This is a genomic window from Microbacterium sp. NPDC056234, assembly GCF_042267585.1.
In the GTDB taxonomy this organism is placed as follows: domain Bacteria; phylum Actinomycetota; class Actinomycetes; order Actinomycetales; family Microbacteriaceae; genus Microbacterium.
In genome coordinates this window covers 315739-331198 of the sequence record NZ_JBHJTE010000003.1, presented here as the reverse complement: position 1 = coordinate 331198, position 15460 = coordinate 315739, and the positions used below count along the sequence as shown (strand labels likewise).

At 66.9% G+C, this 15460-nt stretch carries 14 protein-coding genes and 1 tRNA gene; 5 read left to right on the top strand and 10 right to left on the bottom strand.

Going from position 1 to position 15460, the window contains the following annotated elements; genetic code table 11:
- Positions 1–78 precede the first annotated feature (78 nt).
- A complete protein-coding gene (locus ACFCYE_RS10995; RefSeq protein WP_376178665.1) occupies positions 79–1080 on the bottom strand; it encodes a LacI family DNA-binding transcriptional regulator in 1002 nt (333 codons plus the stop codon).
- A 105-nt stretch (positions 1081–1185) separates the two neighbouring features.
- On the opposite strand from ACFCYE_RS10995, the gene ACFCYE_RS10990 reads away from it, so the two are divergent.
- The gene (locus tag ACFCYE_RS10990; protein WP_376178664.1) at positions 1186–2226 is read left to right on the top strand and encodes a M24 family metallopeptidase; all 1041 of its coding nucleotides are present in this window, start codon (positions 1186–1188) and stop codon (positions 2224–2226) included.
- Positions 2227–2235: 9 nt separating this feature from the next.
- Here ACFCYE_RS10990 and ACFCYE_RS10985 read toward each other — a convergent pair whose 3' ends face one another.
- The gene (locus ACFCYE_RS10985; RefSeq protein WP_376178662.1) at positions 2236–4137 is read right to left on the bottom strand and encodes a DUF6807 family protein; all 1902 of its coding nucleotides are present in this window, start codon (positions 4135–4137) and stop codon (positions 2236–2238) included.
- Positions 4134–5459 carry a BNR-4 repeat-containing protein gene (locus tag ACFCYE_RS10980; RefSeq protein WP_376178660.1) on the bottom strand — a complete coding sequence of 442 codons (1326 nt, stop codon included), beginning with the start codon at positions 5457–5459 and terminating at the stop codon, positions 4134–4136. The genes ACFCYE_RS10985 and ACFCYE_RS10980 overlap by 4 nt, the downstream gene beginning before the upstream one ends.
- A 158-nt stretch (positions 5460–5617) precedes the next feature.
- Between ACFCYE_RS10980 and ACFCYE_RS10975 the strand changes: the two genes are divergently transcribed.
- From ACFCYE_RS10975 to ACFCYE_RS10960, 4 genes are all read left to right on the top strand, one after another.
- Positions 5618–5709: transfer RNA gene (locus ACFCYE_RS10975), tRNA-Ser, on the top strand.
- Between the two features lie 177 nt (positions 5710–5886).
- Entirely contained in the window at positions 5887–6981 is a 1095-nt protein-coding gene (locus tag ACFCYE_RS10970) for an ABC-three component system protein (protein ID WP_376178658.1), read from the top strand.
- Positions 6978–7454 carry an ABC-three component system middle component 2 gene (locus ACFCYE_RS10965; RefSeq protein WP_376178657.1) on the top strand — a complete coding sequence of 159 codons (477 nt, stop codon included), beginning with the start codon at positions 6978–6980 and terminating at the stop codon, positions 7452–7454. Before ACFCYE_RS10970 ends, ACFCYE_RS10965 begins: the two co-directional genes overlap by 4 nt.
- Entirely contained in the window at positions 7447–9306 is a 1860-nt protein-coding gene (locus tag ACFCYE_RS10960) for a hypothetical protein (protein ID WP_376178655.1), read from the top strand. Before ACFCYE_RS10965 ends, ACFCYE_RS10960 begins: the two co-directional genes overlap by 8 nt.
- A gap of 28 nt (positions 9307–9334) precedes the next feature.
- On the opposite strand, the gene ACFCYE_RS10955 is transcribed toward ACFCYE_RS10960, so the two are convergent.
- The 7 genes from ACFCYE_RS10955 to ACFCYE_RS10925 form a co-directional block, all read right to left on the bottom strand.
- Positions 9335–10492: a tyrosine-type recombinase/integrase gene (locus ACFCYE_RS10955; protein WP_376178654.1), complete on the bottom strand. Its 1158-nt coding sequence runs from the start codon at positions 10490–10492 to the stop codon at positions 9335–9337.
- Positions 10489–10689, bottom strand: a complete 201-nt coding sequence (locus tag ACFCYE_RS10950; RefSeq protein WP_376178653.1) for a MerR family transcriptional regulator — start codon at positions 10687–10689, stop codon at positions 10489–10491. Before ACFCYE_RS10950 ends, ACFCYE_RS10955 begins: the two co-directional genes overlap by 4 nt.
- Positions 10686–11729, bottom strand: a complete 1044-nt coding sequence (locus ACFCYE_RS10945) for a hypothetical protein (protein ID WP_376178652.1) — start codon at positions 11727–11729, stop codon at positions 10686–10688. The genes ACFCYE_RS10950 and ACFCYE_RS10945 overlap by 4 nt, the downstream gene beginning before the upstream one ends.
- 11 nt (positions 11730–11740) lie before the next feature.
- On the bottom strand, positions 11741–12343 hold the full coding sequence (locus tag ACFCYE_RS10940; RefSeq protein ID WP_376178651.1) for a hypothetical protein: 603 nt from the start codon (positions 12341–12343) through the stop codon (positions 11741–11743).
- Positions 12344–12422: 79 nt separating this feature from the next.
- Positions 12423–13025, bottom strand: a complete 603-nt coding sequence (locus ACFCYE_RS10935; RefSeq protein WP_376178649.1) for a single-stranded DNA-binding protein — start codon at positions 13023–13025, stop codon at positions 12423–12425.
- 81 nt (positions 13026–13106) lie between these two features.
- Positions 13107–14870 (bottom strand): type IV secretory system conjugative DNA transfer family protein, encoded by a 1764-nt coding sequence (locus ACFCYE_RS10930; protein WP_376178647.1) that lies wholly within the window; start codon positions 14868–14870, stop codon positions 13107–13109.
- The gene (locus ACFCYE_RS10925) at positions 14867–15328 is read right to left on the bottom strand and encodes a hypothetical protein (RefSeq protein WP_376178646.1); all 462 of its coding nucleotides are present in this window, start codon (positions 15326–15328) and stop codon (positions 14867–14869) included. The genes ACFCYE_RS10930 and ACFCYE_RS10925 overlap by 4 nt, the downstream gene beginning before the upstream one ends.
- Positions 15329–15460: the final 132 nt, after the last annotated feature.

The window sequence follows — 15460 nt, the reverse complement described above, 5'->3', positions numbered from 1 at the left end:
TCTCGCGGGACGTGCGCTGCGCGGTGAGACGTGGTCGGCCTGGGCGAGTCTCGCCCCGCGGGCAAGTCTCGCAAGGGATCAGTCGGACGGCGCCGCGGTGGTGTCGCGGACTACGAGCTCGGGTATGACCGTCGTGACAGCGACCGGGGTGCCGTCCCCGAGCAGCTCGTGCATCGCCTGCCAGGCATGCGCGCCGAGTTCGGCCGCGGGAACGGATGCGGTGGTCAGCGGTGGTGTCGCATTCGCCGCGAACGGGATGTCGTCGAACCCCGCGATCGAGATGCGGCCGGGGACGTCGACGCCGCGAGTGCGGAGGGCGGACAGCAGCCCCATCGCGACGAGGTCGTTGAAGGCGAGGACACCTGTCGCGCCGGAGGAGAGGACCCGATCGGCCACGCCGACGCCGCTGTCGAAATCGACGCCGGTCGGGATCTCGTCGACGCGCAGGTCGGCGTTCTCGTCGATGGCCCTGGCGATGGCCTCCTGGCGGGCGCGGTGCGACGCGCTGCGCTGCGACCCGGCGAGATACGCGAGATGGTGATGGCCGAGTCCCGTGAGATGGTCGATGATCTCGCGCAGACCGGCTCCGTAGTCCGCCGCGACGACCGGGGTGTCCGCCTGCGGTGCGCGGTTGATGACGACCGCCGGAGAGAGGTCCGGGAGCATCGCCTGCAGCTCGTCCTCCGGCATTCGCGGAGCGCACAGGATGATGCCATCGGTGCGCAACCTGGTCGTCTTGGCGAGCGCCCGCTCGTTCTCGAGATTCTCGATCGAGTCGGCGATGAGCACGTGATACCCATCGGTCGAAGCGGCTCTGCTGAGGCCGCGCAGGATCGCCTGATACGTCGGGTTCGCGAGATCCGGCACGACGACCGCGACGGTCTGCGTGCGCCCGAGCACGAGGCTGCGCGCCAGGGGGTTGGCGGTGTAGCCGAGCTCGGCGGCGGCGGCCTTCACGCGTTCGACGAGGGCTGGATCGACGGTCGGGTTGTCGTTCATCGCCCGCGACACGGTCGACAGCGAGACGCCGGCGAGTTTGGCGACATCCGTGATTCGCGTTCGTGGTGTCGAACGGCTCATCGGCCAGCCCCTCTGTTCGCGTCGTTCACGCGGTGGCGCGAACCAGGCCATATTAGCCACTATCGTGTGAGAAAACGTTTCCGGACGAAGGGGAGGCCGATCGCGATGATGGGATCGACAGGTGACCGCGAGGTCAAGCAGGACCGGTTGGCGCGTCTGCGCGCCGCGGTCGGAGGTCCGCTGGTGCTGACCTCTCACGAGGCGGTCTCGTGGTACCTCGACGGAGTGCGGACGCACATCTCGCTGGCAGGGCCGCCGGTGGTCGCCGTCCGCGTCGAGGATGCCGGAGACACCCTTTTCGTCGCGGCCAACGAGGCCGATCGGCTGATCGCCGAGGAACTGCTCCCTGCCGACGCGGACCGTGTCGTGCGCGTGGACTGGCAGACGCCGCCGGCCGAGGCGGCGCTGGCCGCGGGCTCGGGCGTCCAGGAGCCCGCCGTCGCCGCCGAGCTGCGGGCGGCGCGCGCGTCGCTGCTGCCGGGGGAGCGCGACCGCTACCGGGCTCTCGGGCGCGACTGCGCCGAGGTGCTCACCGACGTCCTGTCCACGGTCGCGCCCGGGCACACGGAGCAGTCGGTCGCGGCATCCGTTGCGGCCGGACTCGTCGCCCGCGGTATCGATCCACTGGTGATCCTCGTTGCAGGAGCCTCGCGGCTGGCGTTCCGGCACCCGCTGCCGACGGCGGCCGCGTTGGGCGAGCGGGCCATGGTCGTCGCGTGCGGCCGCCGGCACGGCCTGATCGCCAACATCACCCGCTGGGTCGGTGCGGATGCCGCGGATGAGCGGATCCTCGCCGTCGAACGCGCCTTCCTCGATGCGTCGGTTCCCGGTCGTCCGCTCGACGAGGTGTTCGCCGAGGGGAGCGCCGCGTACGCCGCGAACGGGTTCGCCGTGGACGAGTGGCAGCGGCACCACCAGGGCGGTCCGACGGGTTACGCGGGGCGCGACCCGCGGGCGACCACCGCCACGACGGATGCGCTCGCCGAGTGGCAGGCGTTCGCGTGGAACCCGACGGCGCCGGGAGTCAAGGTCGAGGACACGCTGCTGCGCGCGCCGGAGGGCTGGGAGGTGCTCACGATCGACGAACGATGGCCGACGATCGCGTTCGAGGGTCTGGAGCGGCCGGTCGCGCTGTCGTACTCCTGACCGGCAGGGTCAGCCCAGAAGCGCGGTGACCTCGGCATCCGTCAGCCGGCCGTCGGCGACGACCCCGCGGAAGGACAGCGTGACGGACTCACCGGCATCCAGGACGATCGGCTCCTCCCACGCGAGCGCGGAGCCGAGACCGGGGTAATCGGTCACGCGCACGAACCATGGGCGCTGATCATCCGAGGCCAGGGCGACGGTCGCTTCGCCGTCGGGGAAGCGCGCGCTGAAGGCGATCCAGTCCGACACGCTGCCGTGTACGGCGTCTTCGCCGGCGGCATCCGCGGTGCGCACATCGACGTCGGATGCCGCGGGGAAGCGCCAGGCGAACCCGCCGTATCCGCCGCCGGCGCGGCCGTGCGATCCGGGGCTGCCCAGTTCGATCGGGCCGGACGCGGCTTCCAGAACGGTCGTGGTCTGGAACGTCCACGCACGCGCCTCGGCGGATGTCCGGAACCGCCACGTCGTCGTCTCGCGCAGCAGCGCGGCACCGTCGGGGGCGTGCCAGTCCGCCGTCGAGGTGAACCCCGACCTGGTGCGGTCGAACGACGTCGTCGCGATGCGGCCGTGGTCGTCCAGCCAGCGGTATCCGGACTCGCGCGTGTAGGTCGGTCCGCCCCAGAAGTTCACTCCGCCCGCGTGCTGGATCGCGACGGAGACGCCGAGGTGCCAGTCGTGGTCGTCGGGGTGCGCATCCGTCACGACGACGCCGCCCGGTGTGCGCACCGGATGCAGGAACGGGCGGGGCCCGGACGTCGGGGTGACGGCCGATCCGTCGTCGCGGACGGCGACGACCTGGTCGCCGAGGGCGATGTCCTCCGTGGCGCCGTCCGGAATCTCCGGCGCGAACGGGGCACGAACCTCACTGAAGAGGGCGCCGGCGCGGGCGGTGCGCTGCACCCACTCCGCGATGTCGTCGACGACGATCATCGTGTCGAGGGTCGTGGTCGCGGCATCCGGGATCTGCACCGGTGCCGTGGCCGTGCGGACGGCCTCGAGCACCTCCATATAGGCACCGGAGTCCACGAGTGCCGACAGCTGCGCGGCGCCATGGTCGAGGTGATCGAGGAACTGCTCGAACAACTCGATGCGTCCGGGACGGGACACTCGGCCGTCCGGGTAGGTGATGACGTCATCCGTATAGGAGAACAGGACGTCGGTGGATGCCGTGCGCACCTCGATGAGCGGCTGGTCCTGCGCGGCGCCGGCGAGAGTGAGGGCAGCCGAGACGACGCGGCCGTCGGCCAGCGTGATCCGGACGCTCGACGTGTCGTCGGCCTCGATGTCGTTCGCACGGTAGAGCTCGAGCTCGATGCGCGCGACGTCATCGCGCCGGCGTGCGCCGGCGATGTGCAGTGCCGTCGCGACAGCGTGCGAGAGCGCGTTGGTGAGGACGCCGTCGACCACGGGCTGCCCATCGAGGGTGCGCTTTCCCGCCCACGCCGAGCGATTCCAGTAAGCGAACTCGCGGCTCCAGCTCGCCCAGGTGGCGACAGAGGTTGCGCCTCCGAGCGCGGCGATCTCGGTGAGGGCGTGCGAGCCGAAGCTCTGGAACCCGACCTGGATGCTGAGGCCGGTGCGCTCCTGCAGGGCGAGCAGGTCGGCGAACTGCTCCATGGTCGCCACCGGCGGCTTCTCGAGGTAGACGTGGCTGCCGTGCTCGAGCGCCTGCGCCGCGAGACCGTGGTGCGTATTGGTCGGGGTGGCGACGATGACGATGTCCGGTCGGATGCCGGTGGCCAGCGCGGCACCCAGCGTCGGCCAGGACGGAACGTCCGATCCGTAGCCCTCCTCGGGGCCGCCCTTCGGGTCGGCGAGGCCGATGAGGTCGACGCGGTCGCCGAGGCGCTCGAGGTTGCGGAGATGGACGTGGCCGTAGCCGTGGGCTCCGACGAGGAAGACGGTGGTCATGCGATGTCCTTCGCGGTGTGTGCGCCGGCGGTGCGCGGCAGATCGAGCAGCACGATCTCACAACGGTAGTGCTGGGACGCGGTCATCTCGCCGCGGAACCACAGCAGAGCGACGCGACCCTGGTCGCCCGGGGCGACGATCGGGCGCAGGTTGTCGTGCGGGGAGTCCTCGGTGATCGGTGTCCAGGACCAGGTGATTCCGGCATCCGATGTCGTGCCGTGGAAGATCTCGTAGTGAGCCAGGCGATCGCGGGTGCGCGGGTCGACCGGCGTCGAAATGTAGACGGAGTCTATGTCGTAGGGGTCGATGGCCGCGAGGCCGGTGTAGTCCTGCTCGTGGGGGAGGAGGCCGCCGCCGGCTTCGGCGAGTTCGACGAGCTGCCAGGTGTCGGCCCCGGGCGAGAGGCGCGCGGCGTAGAAGCGGATGTCGCGGACGGGGTGGTTGCGGTCGGGATCGGCTTCGAGGTCGTCGTCGACGCGGGCGGTGAGGACCGCGGCGATCGTGCCGTCCGGCGCGCGGCGGATGTCGGTCGTCCAGGCGTGCATCCGGACGCCCTCCGGGCCCTCCGAGCGCGCCGCCAGGACTGTCGTGAGCTCGACCTGGGACGGGGCGTCGTCGCTCGGCGCCGGGTTCGCGATGACGTTGCCGGCGCTGTCGTGCAGTCCGCCGGACGCGAGGTACCCGTGGTAGATCGAATTGTCGTAGTCGCGCGGGTGGTGGTCGGTCGTGACGAAGTCGATGCGATCGCCGGTGGAGACGTAGCGCGTGTAGCCGTTGACGTAGCCGAGTTTGGGGCGGGTGAAGAGCTTGCCGGCGTAGGTCCAGGTGTCGCCCTCGTCGTCGGAGACCAGCGCGCACGGGTCGTCGTTGATGGCGCGCGCGAAGCAGTACAGGCGTCCGTCGAGTTCATGAAGGTTCGAGTACGTGACGCCGCTGCCGCCGGTGAGGTCGGTCCAGTCGAACGTCTGCTCGGGGCCCCAGCGCGTCGGGTCGTCCGGCTCGCTGACGCGCCAGCGGGTCAAATTGTCGGTCTTGTGCTTGGCGTAGACGGCGAGCCAGCGGCCGTCGCGCCGGCGCCAGAGCGCCGGCACGTCGTGGTCATCGGTCTCGAGCCGCTCGTGCAGGACGACGACCTGTGCGGTGCCGTTCTCGAGATCGGCGACGGTGACTTCGATGTTCCCGGCGCGGGCGTCACCGCCGGGGCCCTCGGGAGCGGGGACCGAGCCGACGACGAGCAGCCGGCGATCAGGGTCGATGAGGGCTCGTTCGTCTTGGAACCAGCACCAGGCTCCGTTGTCGTTGATGACGCGGGGTTCGGGCATGTCCTCTTCCGTTCCGATGATGTGGCGGCTGTGGCACGATCGTGGTGCATCCGAGCATAGCGGAAAGCGCTTACCCTGCGTCGGTGCGGTCGCGGTTCGTCGCAGGCGTCGGGAGCGGTTATGATGGCATGACGCGTTCTCGCCACGGCGGAACGCATGGAGACGTCGCATAGTCAGGCCTAGTGCACCACCCTGCTAAGGTGGAGTCCCCTCACGGGGACCGAGGGTTCAAATCCCTCCGTCTCCGCCAAAAATGGCTGATCAGAAGCCGATTTACCCCGGGCGGGATCGCATCACATCTTAGCTTCGCGAAGATATTTCTCTAGAAGTTGCCGTGAAGTTGCCGGGCTCGCAAGATTCGTGACGCCAGGTCGCCTTCGGGGCCTCCCACTCAGGGATTGCGACGGTTCTCCACTAGCTTGAGCACATGGAGAGTTTTGTGATCGATGCGCGCGACCTGGACGTCGCCGAGCCCTCCTCAGTTCTCACCGCCGCGCGTGCTGAGTACGGTCCTCGCTTGGCGCCACGCAAGATCATCCAGACTTACGATCCCGACGAGTGGGAGATATTCATCGAGGAGTGGGCAACTGGACTCGTGCCCACGTATGCCCGTGTGCAACGATTCGGTGGCTCTGGTGATCGTGGCGTCGATGTCGCTGGCTTCAAGACAGACCGTGGGTTCGAAGGCGACTGGGATTGCTTCCAGGGGAAGCACTACGACAAGAGTCTGACTCCATCGGTCGCATGGCCAGAGATGCTCAAGGTCTTCCTTCTTCCCATCCGGAACGGACTTTACCGCCTGCCGGAAAGGTACTGTTTCATCGCTCCCCGGGGGCTCGGTACCGCTCTGGCGCATCTTGTATCGACTCCGACGGAACTGCGGACGAAGTTCCTCGAGCAGGTTGAGTCCAGTGAGACCAAGCCGTTCAAGGAGTTGGATCAAGCTACCCGCGACGCTGTGCACGCGCTCGCGAGCGTCACCGATTTCTCAATGTTTGGGTCGATTGAGGTCTTGGCACTCCTCGACCAGCATGCTTTGACCCCCTACTCTGCGGCGCGATTCGGGGGCGGGTTGCCGAACCGGCCAGTAGCAGAGGATCCACCATCCCAAGTCCTCATAAACGAACAGGTCTACGTGCGCAAGCTCGTCGACGCCTATCAGGAGCGTTACTCCGTCGTCGACAGCATCCCGACTGCCCAGGCTCATGAAAAGGCAGGCGCGCACTTCAAGCGGCAGCGGGAGAGCTTCTTCCGTGCTGAAGCGCTCCGAAACTTTGCGCGAGACAGCGTCCCACTGAACACCTTCGAAGGACTTCAGAACGAACTGTATGACGCGGTCGTCGAGACCGCCGAGGCGGAGCACTCAGATGGGCTTGAGCGACTCCGCCACACACTGGAGCAGGCCGTCAACGCGCAACTCAGTGCGAATGCGCTGATTCAGGTCACCGAGCCTGCAGATCGTCGTGGCATCTGTCATCAACTTGCCAACGACGACAGATTGACTTGGGTGTCCGACCAATGACGCAACTGCTGAACAGCCCGCTCGAAATCGGCATCCGCATTGTTGCGCTGTTGACCGCCCTGTACCCGGCGCGGGCTGATCTCACCCGTATCGTCCTGCTCGACCATGCTGTGCTCCACAGCGGGGACTTCTCTGGTGTTCGGAGTCTGCACCCGGAGATCCCGGGCCGCGTTGGAGAACTTGGAGTGAAGCGTGAACTCGTCCATCAGGCGATCCTTCTCATGGGAGCGCGCGGGTTGATCATTCGCGACCTCGACATTTCAGGCATCTCCTATGGGGCGAGTGATGACGCACGCCCGTTCCTCGACGCCATCGACGCTCCGTATCTGTCCCGCTTACGTGAGCGGTGCAACTGGGCTGCCACCGAGTTCGGGCCGCTCGATGACGAGTCCATCCGCGCTCGACTCGATGTCGTCTTCGGGCGATGGGCTGAGGAGTTCGAGCATCTGAATGAGGACGAGCACCGTGGCTGACCGACTTCACCTCATACATCTCACCGTTGTCGGCCAGAACGTGGCGCCGGCCACGATCGAGTTCGGGGACCGTCTTACTGTTATCCATGGAGCATCCGACACTGGCAAGTCACATGTGTTTGCGCTCATCGGCTATGCGTTCGGACTAGCGCAGAGCATCGAGATGCCGGACGAGGGAAAGGGCTACCAGTACGTCCACCTCGGCCTGCGAACCGAGACATTGGGAACCATCACGCTTGTCCGTGATCTCACGGGCGGCACCATCGGCCTACTAGAAGGGGACGTCCGCTTCCTGACCACTGAGCCAGCACCCGAGTACCTGGCCCCGAAGCACGTCTCGAAAGACCCACGGAGCGCCTCGCGGTTCCTGCTCTCACTCACGGAGCTAGATGAGAAGCTCGTTCGCACGAGCCAGTACAACGAGACGCGCCCCCTCCAATGGCGGGACGTGTTTCGACTTGTGGCCGTCGACGAGGAGAGCATCCTCGCCAAACGCTCGCCGATCGAGTTCGGTCAGTTCAGCGACCGTCCCGTCGAAGCTGCGATCTTCCGCTTGTTCATTGAAGGCCACGACGACTCCGGACTGATCCCCATACCGAAAGCCGCGGAGCTCAAGAAGATCTCCACGAACAAGCTTGAGATTCTCGAGCAGGTCATCACCGAGCTCGAACAGGAACTTGCCGAATCTCCGCCCGTTGATCAGCTTCGCGACCAGCTGGCGCGACTCAATGCCTCGTTGCACGCAACAAGCAAGGCGATCAATGACATCAGCTCCAGACGCGACAGCCTCGTGCTACAACGCTCGACGAACACCGACACTCTCGCCAGTCTTCGCGAGCGCCTCGATGAACTCGGGAGTCTGGAGTCCCGATTCGGCCTTCTCCACGACCAGTACGAGTCTGACTTCGCTCGACTGGAGATGCTTGTGCAGGCCACCGATGTCCTAGCCGTGGACGATCAGGGTCGTTGTCCGTTTTGTGGAGCGGGTGCCGAGCATCAGCACTGGCCCGACCCGGTTGCGGACCTCGCTGAAGCAACAACGTTCGCGGCTGCCATTGATACCGAGCAATCCAAGATCCGCGTCTTGCGGGCGGACCTTGAGCAGACGATCTCCGGCATTCAGAGCGAGCGGCAGGAAATCCGTGGGAAGGCCCGCTCCCTCAACGACCAAAATGAGCAACTCACAACCGAGATTCGGCGGCTCGACACCGAAATCAGGAGCCCGGGCGACGATTTCACGCCGCTCTTAGAAACACGCTCGCGCGTAGAACGAGAGATCGAAGCGCACAACCGGCTGTTGAAGCTGCTTGCACTGCGCGCAACGACGGCACAGATAGAGAAGCCCAAGACATCCACTGATGTCCCGATCGTCTCAGGCGACCTGCATCAGTTCGACACGGTCGCCCAGGAGATCCTGCGGGAATGGCGATTCTCGCCTGACAGTGTCGTTCACTATTCCACCAGCGAGCGAGACCTGGTCGTCGACCAACGCGTCCGTCGAACGCGTGGCAAAGGCGTCCGCTCAATACTCCATGCGCTGTTCAACGTGGCGCTTGCGGACTACTGCATTCGGCGCGACTACCGGCATCCCGGTTTCGTCATCCTCGATTCGCCGGTCGTCACTTATCGGCAACCGGGAGATCCGGAGCTCGCAGGCGAGGACGAGACCATCGCTACCAACGTGGTCGACGCGTTCTACGCCCATCTCCAGAATCAGTTCCGGGGACAGGCGTTGATCCTTGAGAACAAGTCACCGGTTTCGCCGTTGCCTGATGGCAGCCGGGAGTACTTCTTCGGAGGCCCAGCAGCGAACGCTGCGCGCAGCGGCTTCTACCCACCGACTTCCGACTAATCGTGCTGAGGTTCCATGACGAGCACATTCAGAGCGTGATACCCTCTCGCCTCTGACCGTCCCTGGGATGGCTCCGCAGCTCTCTGTCTTGTGTAGTCGCCTTCATGCTGGCGGGATTCTGAGGATCGCGTTCAGACGCTGCCAACCGCTTCGCGAAGTCGCGTCGCTGACCTTCTCCGAGGACGTGGGCGTAGACCGTCAGTACCGTCCGTGGGTCGTCGCCGAGGTACTCGGCTACCTCGTGCACGGGCGTGCCCAAGCGCAGCCAGGTCGACGCGGCGAAGTGCCGAAGCGCGTGCCGGCGGAACCCGAGCGGGAACTTGCGGACGACACCGACGGACAGTTGCCCTCCAAGCTGATTGGTGAAGAGGTAGTCGTCCGGTGACTTCCCGGCGGCGTGCGCGTCGAAGATCTCGACCCCACGAGGCGACAGCGGGATCGATCGAGTCCCGCGCCACGACTTCGGGTCCTTCTCCTTGTAGCGATCCGAGTGTGAGCGCTCTATATCCAGCTGAGGCAGCCCGCTGTCGCTCAGCCAGCGGACCCGGATCGCGCGCGCCTCACCCCAACGCACCCCGGTGAGTGACATGAACTCGAAGACGTCCGCGACGTCCGAACGTCTTTCGCGAAGGCCGTGCAACGTGGACGAGACCTTCTCCGGAGTCGGGATCTCACTCAGACTGATCGAGCGCTGCTTGACAGTGCCGAGTTCTGGGATCTTTCGCATCCCCCGAACCGGGTGCGGTTGCTGCAGCAGCCCTTGCTGCTCGGCGTGCGTGAACAGCGCACTCAATGTCGTCTTCGCGCGAGCCACCGTCGAGGGCGCCTTGCCTCTGCGGAGCTCGGCGAGCAGGTGCTCCCGAAGGTCGTCAGGCTGGATCGAGGCGAGGGGCCGCACGAGGAGCGATTTGGGCAGCGCCGCAAGATTGTTGTTGTCGGTGTCCACCGTGTGCGGATTGCCGTTCCTGCGAGCCTCTTGGAACATCGTGACGAACTGCTCGAGCGTGAAGCTCGACTTCGGCGCGAGAGGGCGGCCTGTCTCGAACAGGTGCCTCTGTTCTCGCTCCCATCTCTCTGCATCGCTCTTGCGCCCGAACGTCTTGGAGCCGACGTGGACCTCGCCGACCTTCACGCGCGCAAGGTAGCGAGTCTTCCCGGCCTTCGTCTTGCGGGGCTCGACGCTCATTTCGCTATCCCGGCCAGCCGCTCAACATCGATGCGACGGTAGATGCGCTTGTGCTCGCTGACATGGATCGCCTCTATGGGGGCGCGTCCTTTCAGAGCGAGCGCTCGAAGCGTGGTGCGATGGATGCCCAGGAGCGCGGCGGTCTCCTCTTCGGAGAAGAAGAGGCGTGCGTCGTCGGGCTTCTCGTCTTCGCTCATAGTTGCCTCACGGGTGCCGTTGGCGTTTGTCTCGTGGAAGCCCTGAATCTCGGGGCCTGAAGTGGAACGCGCATGGTGTGAGGTCGTTGGCCGCGGATGCTGTCGATGTCCTCGTGCCACCCGTTGGATCCGGATGCCAGTGCGAGTGATGCGCGACGTCGTGCCTCACCGGTGAGATCGGGGTAGGGAGCTAGTCCTCTCATCTGTCGTGCGACGGAGTCCATGCGCACTTCCTCTTGCAGACGTCTTCCCGAGCTGGAGCGCAAGAACACGTCGACGCGACGCCTGGCGTCGTCGTTCTCCCGCACCGTTGCGGCGATGTCGGCGTGGATCTGCTCGTCGGTGCGTTCGGCCTTGATCCGGCTCACGCGGATCGCGGCGCCCTCCTTCTCGAGCCGGATGAGTTCTTGCTGAGTGCGGGGTCGGGAGAAGAACTCTTCGGCCGCGGCCTCGTTGCGGGCACGCTCGTTGGCGGTCGAGCGATGGTGCGGACGTGGGGGCAGGCCGAGCTCGCGGCGGCGCTTCTCCCGTTGCCGGTACTCGCGTTGCTCACGCCGGTGCTTCTCGCGCCCTTCCGGCGTCGAGCGGCGTTCGCGTTGGCGGGCGTTGAGGCGCTCGCGGTTGTCCGCGACGTACTTCCGCTGCTTCTCTCGCTGAGCCGGGTCGGTGCGGCGGGCGGCATTGCGGTCTCGCATCGCCACCAGGCGCTCGTCGTGATGGCGATAGTAGTAGTCCAGCTGGTGAGCGCGGACCTTGTCGCGGTTCTCCTCCGTCCAGCGCCGCTGCCGTTCGGCCACCCGTTCCGGGTTCGCCTTCCGCCAGGCGTCCACACGCTCACGGTTACGGGCCTGACGCTCTTCCTTGGCCTTGCGTCGAGCCTGGTAGCGCTTCGCCTCCTCACGTTTGCGCTGCAGCCACTTCTCCCGCAGCTCCGGATCCGCATCGCGCTTTCGCTTCGCGGTCTCGCGATACTGAGCGGCCTTCGCGCGATCTGTCTTCCTCGGGTCACGCTCAGAGCCATCTCGCGGCTTGTCGGTCATCGCGGTACCGCCTACTCCGCTGACGAATCGCGGTCATCGCCTCGGCCAGCGGTCTCCCCGCGGAGGGCGCGCAGCTCTTCGCGCAGTTGACGGCGTCGGGCGATGTCCTCGGTGACGAACCGGTAGAAGTCCTCTTCGCGGTCCGTGATAGGGGTGTCTGTCATGTCGTCGGTGGCTTCCTCGCCGGGCCAGGTGGTCTGCCGGGTCGGGCGGTCGCGATCCAGGCGCGTGCCGGAGATGGTGACCCATTCGCGGAGGCGCTCTCGTGCGAGGGCGAAGTCGGCGTGCCATCCCAGGGGAGCGGAGCCGTCCTGTTCGGCGTCGTACGCGCCGAGCCAGTGCAGGTGGAGGGCGGAGAGCTCCCAGACGAGTTCGCGGTGCCGGTGCCAGAGTGGTGGGATGATCGCTGCGGGCAGCCCGTAGGTCTTGCGCAGCCAGTGCACCCACTCGTTGAGGGTGAGCCATTCGTGTTCGGCGTCCGAGGGGCTGAGCAGGTCCCAGTTGATCGGGTGCGGTGGCGCGGGAAGCTCATCGGCGTCGTCGTCGTCGTTGAACGCGGGGTCGATGTCCTCGAGATCGGGTTCGTCGTGCTCGGGCGTGAGGTCGTCGCTCATCGTGTTCTCCAGACAAGGGGTCGGATAACCGGTGGCAGCGGGCGAAGAGGAGACGTGCGCCGCCACCGGCGGTCAGTGATCAGCGGGACAGCTCGGCGCTCGCGCCGGCCATCTCGGGTCGGCTGCTGACCCCGTTCGAGGGGATGTAGGCGAGTCGCCGCTCCGGGCCGGGGTCGACTTCCGGGGGTGCACTCTCGACCGCGCCGGCGGTCTGCGCCCGCTGCGGGGGCGCGTCGTCGAGCTCCGGACCGTCGATGGTGGCCTCGCTCTGATCCGCGGTCTGCGTCGGCCCGTCCTGTCCTGCTTCGGGGCTGTTGCGGTGCGGGGTCCGCTGGACGTTGTAGTGGGTGCGGGCCGTGTCGTGGCCGATCTTTTTGACGACGAACTCTTCGCCGGGCACCGTCTCACCGGCACGGTTCTCGTACTCGTACTCGTGCACGTATCCTTCGGCGACGAATCGGTCTCCGGGCTTGAACGCCTGGAAGGTGCGCTCGGCGGCCTTGCGGAACTGCACGATGTCGAAGTACTCGGGGTCGAGCCGCTTGAAGTCTCCGTCGTCGAGGCGCTCGAATCGGTCCTGCCCGACGCGGGCCGTGAGCTTCGCGTCGCCGCTTCGGGTGTGCTCGAGCTTGAGGTTGCCGACGATGAATCCGGAGATGGATTGCTGGGTCTTGATGGTCATGGTCTTCTCGCTTTCCCTGTGTCGCACTGCGAACGGGACGTCCGCTCGCATCACAGGCGCCGCTGCGGTGTCACCGGAGCGCTACTGGGCTGTGCGGATCGTCTCCTCCACCGCGGAGCGCTCGGCCTTCAGCGCGTCGGCTTCGGGACGTCGGGTCCAGGGGTGCAGGTCGGCGACGATGGGGCGCGCGGAGCGAAGCACGATCACGCCGGTGCCGAACGGCAACGCGCGCAACAGATCCGGCGGGAGGATCGGCACCCGCCGAATGGAACGCTGCAGGGAGTGCCCGCCGTACTGGTCGGCAGAGACGGAGTCGGTGTCCTCGTCGCGTTCGCCAAACAGGGCTGCGAGGTCCTGGAGGTCTTTCGCGTTGGAGCCGCCGCCCAGAATGATCTTCACGATCGAGGCGTCCCAGATCGCTTGCGCGGCCTGCTCGCCCCACTTATCGCGTGCCTGGGCGAGGGATTGCAGCACGGGCATCGTCGTGATGCCGGTGCCGCCGCCTTCGGCCATAAGCAAGGGAAGTGAGGGCAGGGGCGCGAGGTTGCCGATCTCATCGAGCGGCATGAGCATGGGCGGGTCCAGACGTGCGCCAGGGGAGCGGGCGGCGATGCGGCGTGCGACCTCGACGAGGTCCTCGATGAAGGCCGCCACGAGCGCCGCCGACGAGGAGGCGCCGGAGCCGGTGGCGAGGAGGTAGAGGCTGCCGTGGTCGGTGATGAAGCTCTCCGGGTCGAACGCTTCCCCGTCCGCGGGCGTGACGGCATCCATCACGCGCGGGTCGGCGAGGGATTGGAACGCGAGCCCGACGCCCTGCCAGATCGAATCCCTCGTGCGCGGATCGGCGGACACCATCGACTCCAGGGAGTCCGCCCAGCCCTCGGCCGCATCGGTGGATCCTTGCAGGATGCGGACGGCGTCGCCGGCCGCGGTCGGAGACAGCGCCCACTGGTAGAGGGCGCGCGCGTCGCGGCCGTCGATCGCCGCGGCGTGCAGCAGCGCCTGAATCGCGGCGCGCGTCTTGCCTTCCCAGAATCCGCCGGCCTCGACATCTCCGAACCCGGTGCTGGCGGCGAACCCGGCGGCGCGGATCATGGCCGTGAGAGGATCCTCGCACCCGCGCACGGGCGACCACCGCAGCCCGGCCGGTACGCCGGGGGCGAGGTGCTGCGGGTCAAACACGGCAACGCGGCCCTTGCGGGCGCGGGCCCGCATGGTGACGGTGAGGTTGTCCGGTCGGGTGGAGGTGGTGATGACCGCGCCCGGTGCGTCGAGGATGCTGTTGATCACCACATGCAGGCCCTTGCCGGATCGGGGCGGGCCGATCAGCAGCAGGGAGTCTTCCACGGTCGCCCACACCTCCCGTCCGCGAGCGCTTCCCAACAAGTAGCCGACCTCGTTCGGAGACGTGTTCCGCGACGTCAGGGACGGCCGCAGCGTCTCAGTCTTCTTCAGGAGCTGTCGCCGCGACGCGGCGTCGGATATCTCCGCACCGGTCGCAAGCCCTTGCACATGGCGCACGTTGGGTTGACGCTTCCGTCCGCGCAACCACACGAGCCCGGCGACGATCGGGAGAATGATGGCCAGCAGCAGCACGATGGTGATCGCCCAGTACACGAAGGAGTTCAGCGTCGGCACGCCGAGCGCGTTGCCGGGGTCGAGCGGGTTGGCGAGGATCCTGAGCCCGTCGGCGAGGCCGCCGTCGGGGAGGGGCAGTCCGGTCAGCCAGGCGGCGAGGGATCCGGAGACGCGCAAGACGGCGAGAAAGATGACGCTGCCAGCGAGTGCGGCGAGCCCGAGGTTGAGGAGCTGGTCGTTGACCGGCTTAGGCGATGTTCCCGTCATGACCGGAGGTGATCGTGGCTGATCGTGCCAGAGACGAACCCGAACAGCAGGACGCCGAGGTGTCCGTCGGGGAGGTCGCGGGTGTCCACGATCGTTCGGGCGATGCCGTCGTGCCCAGCCGAGCCAGCACGCGTGATGATCGCGATCCCTACGTCTTCGCCGGGTACGAACCCGGCGGCCTCGATGCGTCGCAGCAGCGGAGCGAGCTTCGTGCGGTCCGCAGATTCGTTGTCGTCGGTTGGCGGGGCGAAGACGCTGCGTCTGGTGCGGGGTGTGAGGATGTCCGCGAACCGGCGGCCGTCGGCCTCGGTGAGCTCGACGCGCACGGGGACGTCCTTCTCGGAGACGATCGTGCCCAGAACGCGGCCGAGAGAGTCGCGGTCGATGGGCCCGGCGACCCACACGTCGCCGTCGACGGTGACCTCGACCTGGTCGTCGCTGCGGACGGTGATCTGCACCAGCGGCAGGATCGGTGGGATAGTCGCATCTGTACCGGGGCCGTCGGGCCAGGTCGAGCGGTGTCGGATCGTTGGGGTCTTGGGGAGGTGCTGTCTGCGTCGTTTCACATCGCACAGGCGCCGTCCCGCCGC

Bases quoted from the DNA above. Each gene is read 5' to 3' on its own strand.
- ACFCYE_RS10965 (WP_376178657.1), top strand. From the start codon at position 6,978: ATGACGCAACTGCTGAACAGCCCGCTCGAAATCGGCATCCGCATTGTT.
- ACFCYE_RS10990 (WP_376178664.1), top strand. From the start codon at position 1,186: ATGATGGGATCGACAGGTGACCGCGAGGTCAAGCAGGACCGGTTGGCG.
- ACFCYE_RS10970 (WP_376178658.1), top strand. From the start codon at position 5,887: ATGGAGAGTTTTGTGATCGATGCGCGCGACCTGGACGTCGCCGAGCCC.
- ACFCYE_RS10940 (WP_376178651.1), bottom strand. From the start codon at position 12,343: ATGAGCGACGACCTCACGCCCGAGCACGACGAACCCGATCTCGAGGAC.
- ACFCYE_RS10985 (WP_376178662.1), bottom strand. From the start codon at position 4,137: ATGACCACCGTCTTCCTCGTCGGAGCCCACGGCTACGGCCACGTCCAT.
- ACFCYE_RS10995 (WP_376178665.1), bottom strand. From the start codon at position 1,080: ATGAGCCGTTCGACACCACGAACGCGAATCACGGATGTCGCCAAACTC.
- ACFCYE_RS10955 (WP_376178654.1), bottom strand. From the start codon at position 10,492: ATGAGCGTCGAGCCCCGCAAGACGAAGGCCGGGAAGACTCGCTACCTT.
- ACFCYE_RS10950 (WP_376178653.1), bottom strand. From the start codon at position 10,689: ATGAGCGAAGACGAGAAGCCCGACGACGCACGCCTCTTCTTCTCCGAA.
- ACFCYE_RS10945 (WP_376178652.1), bottom strand. From the start codon at position 11,729: ATGACCGACAAGCCGCGAGATGGCTCTGAGCGTGACCCGAGGAAGACA.
- ACFCYE_RS10980 (WP_376178660.1), bottom strand. From the start codon at position 5,459: ATGCCCGAACCCCGCGTCATCAACGACAACGGAGCCTGGTGCTGGTTC.
- ACFCYE_RS10930 (WP_376178647.1), bottom strand. From the start codon at position 14,870: ATGACGGGAACATCGCCTAAGCCGGTCAACGACCAGCTCCTCAACCTC.
- ACFCYE_RS10935 (WP_376178649.1), bottom strand. From the start codon at position 13,025: ATGACCATCAAGACCCAGCAATCCATCTCCGGATTCATCGTCGGCAAC.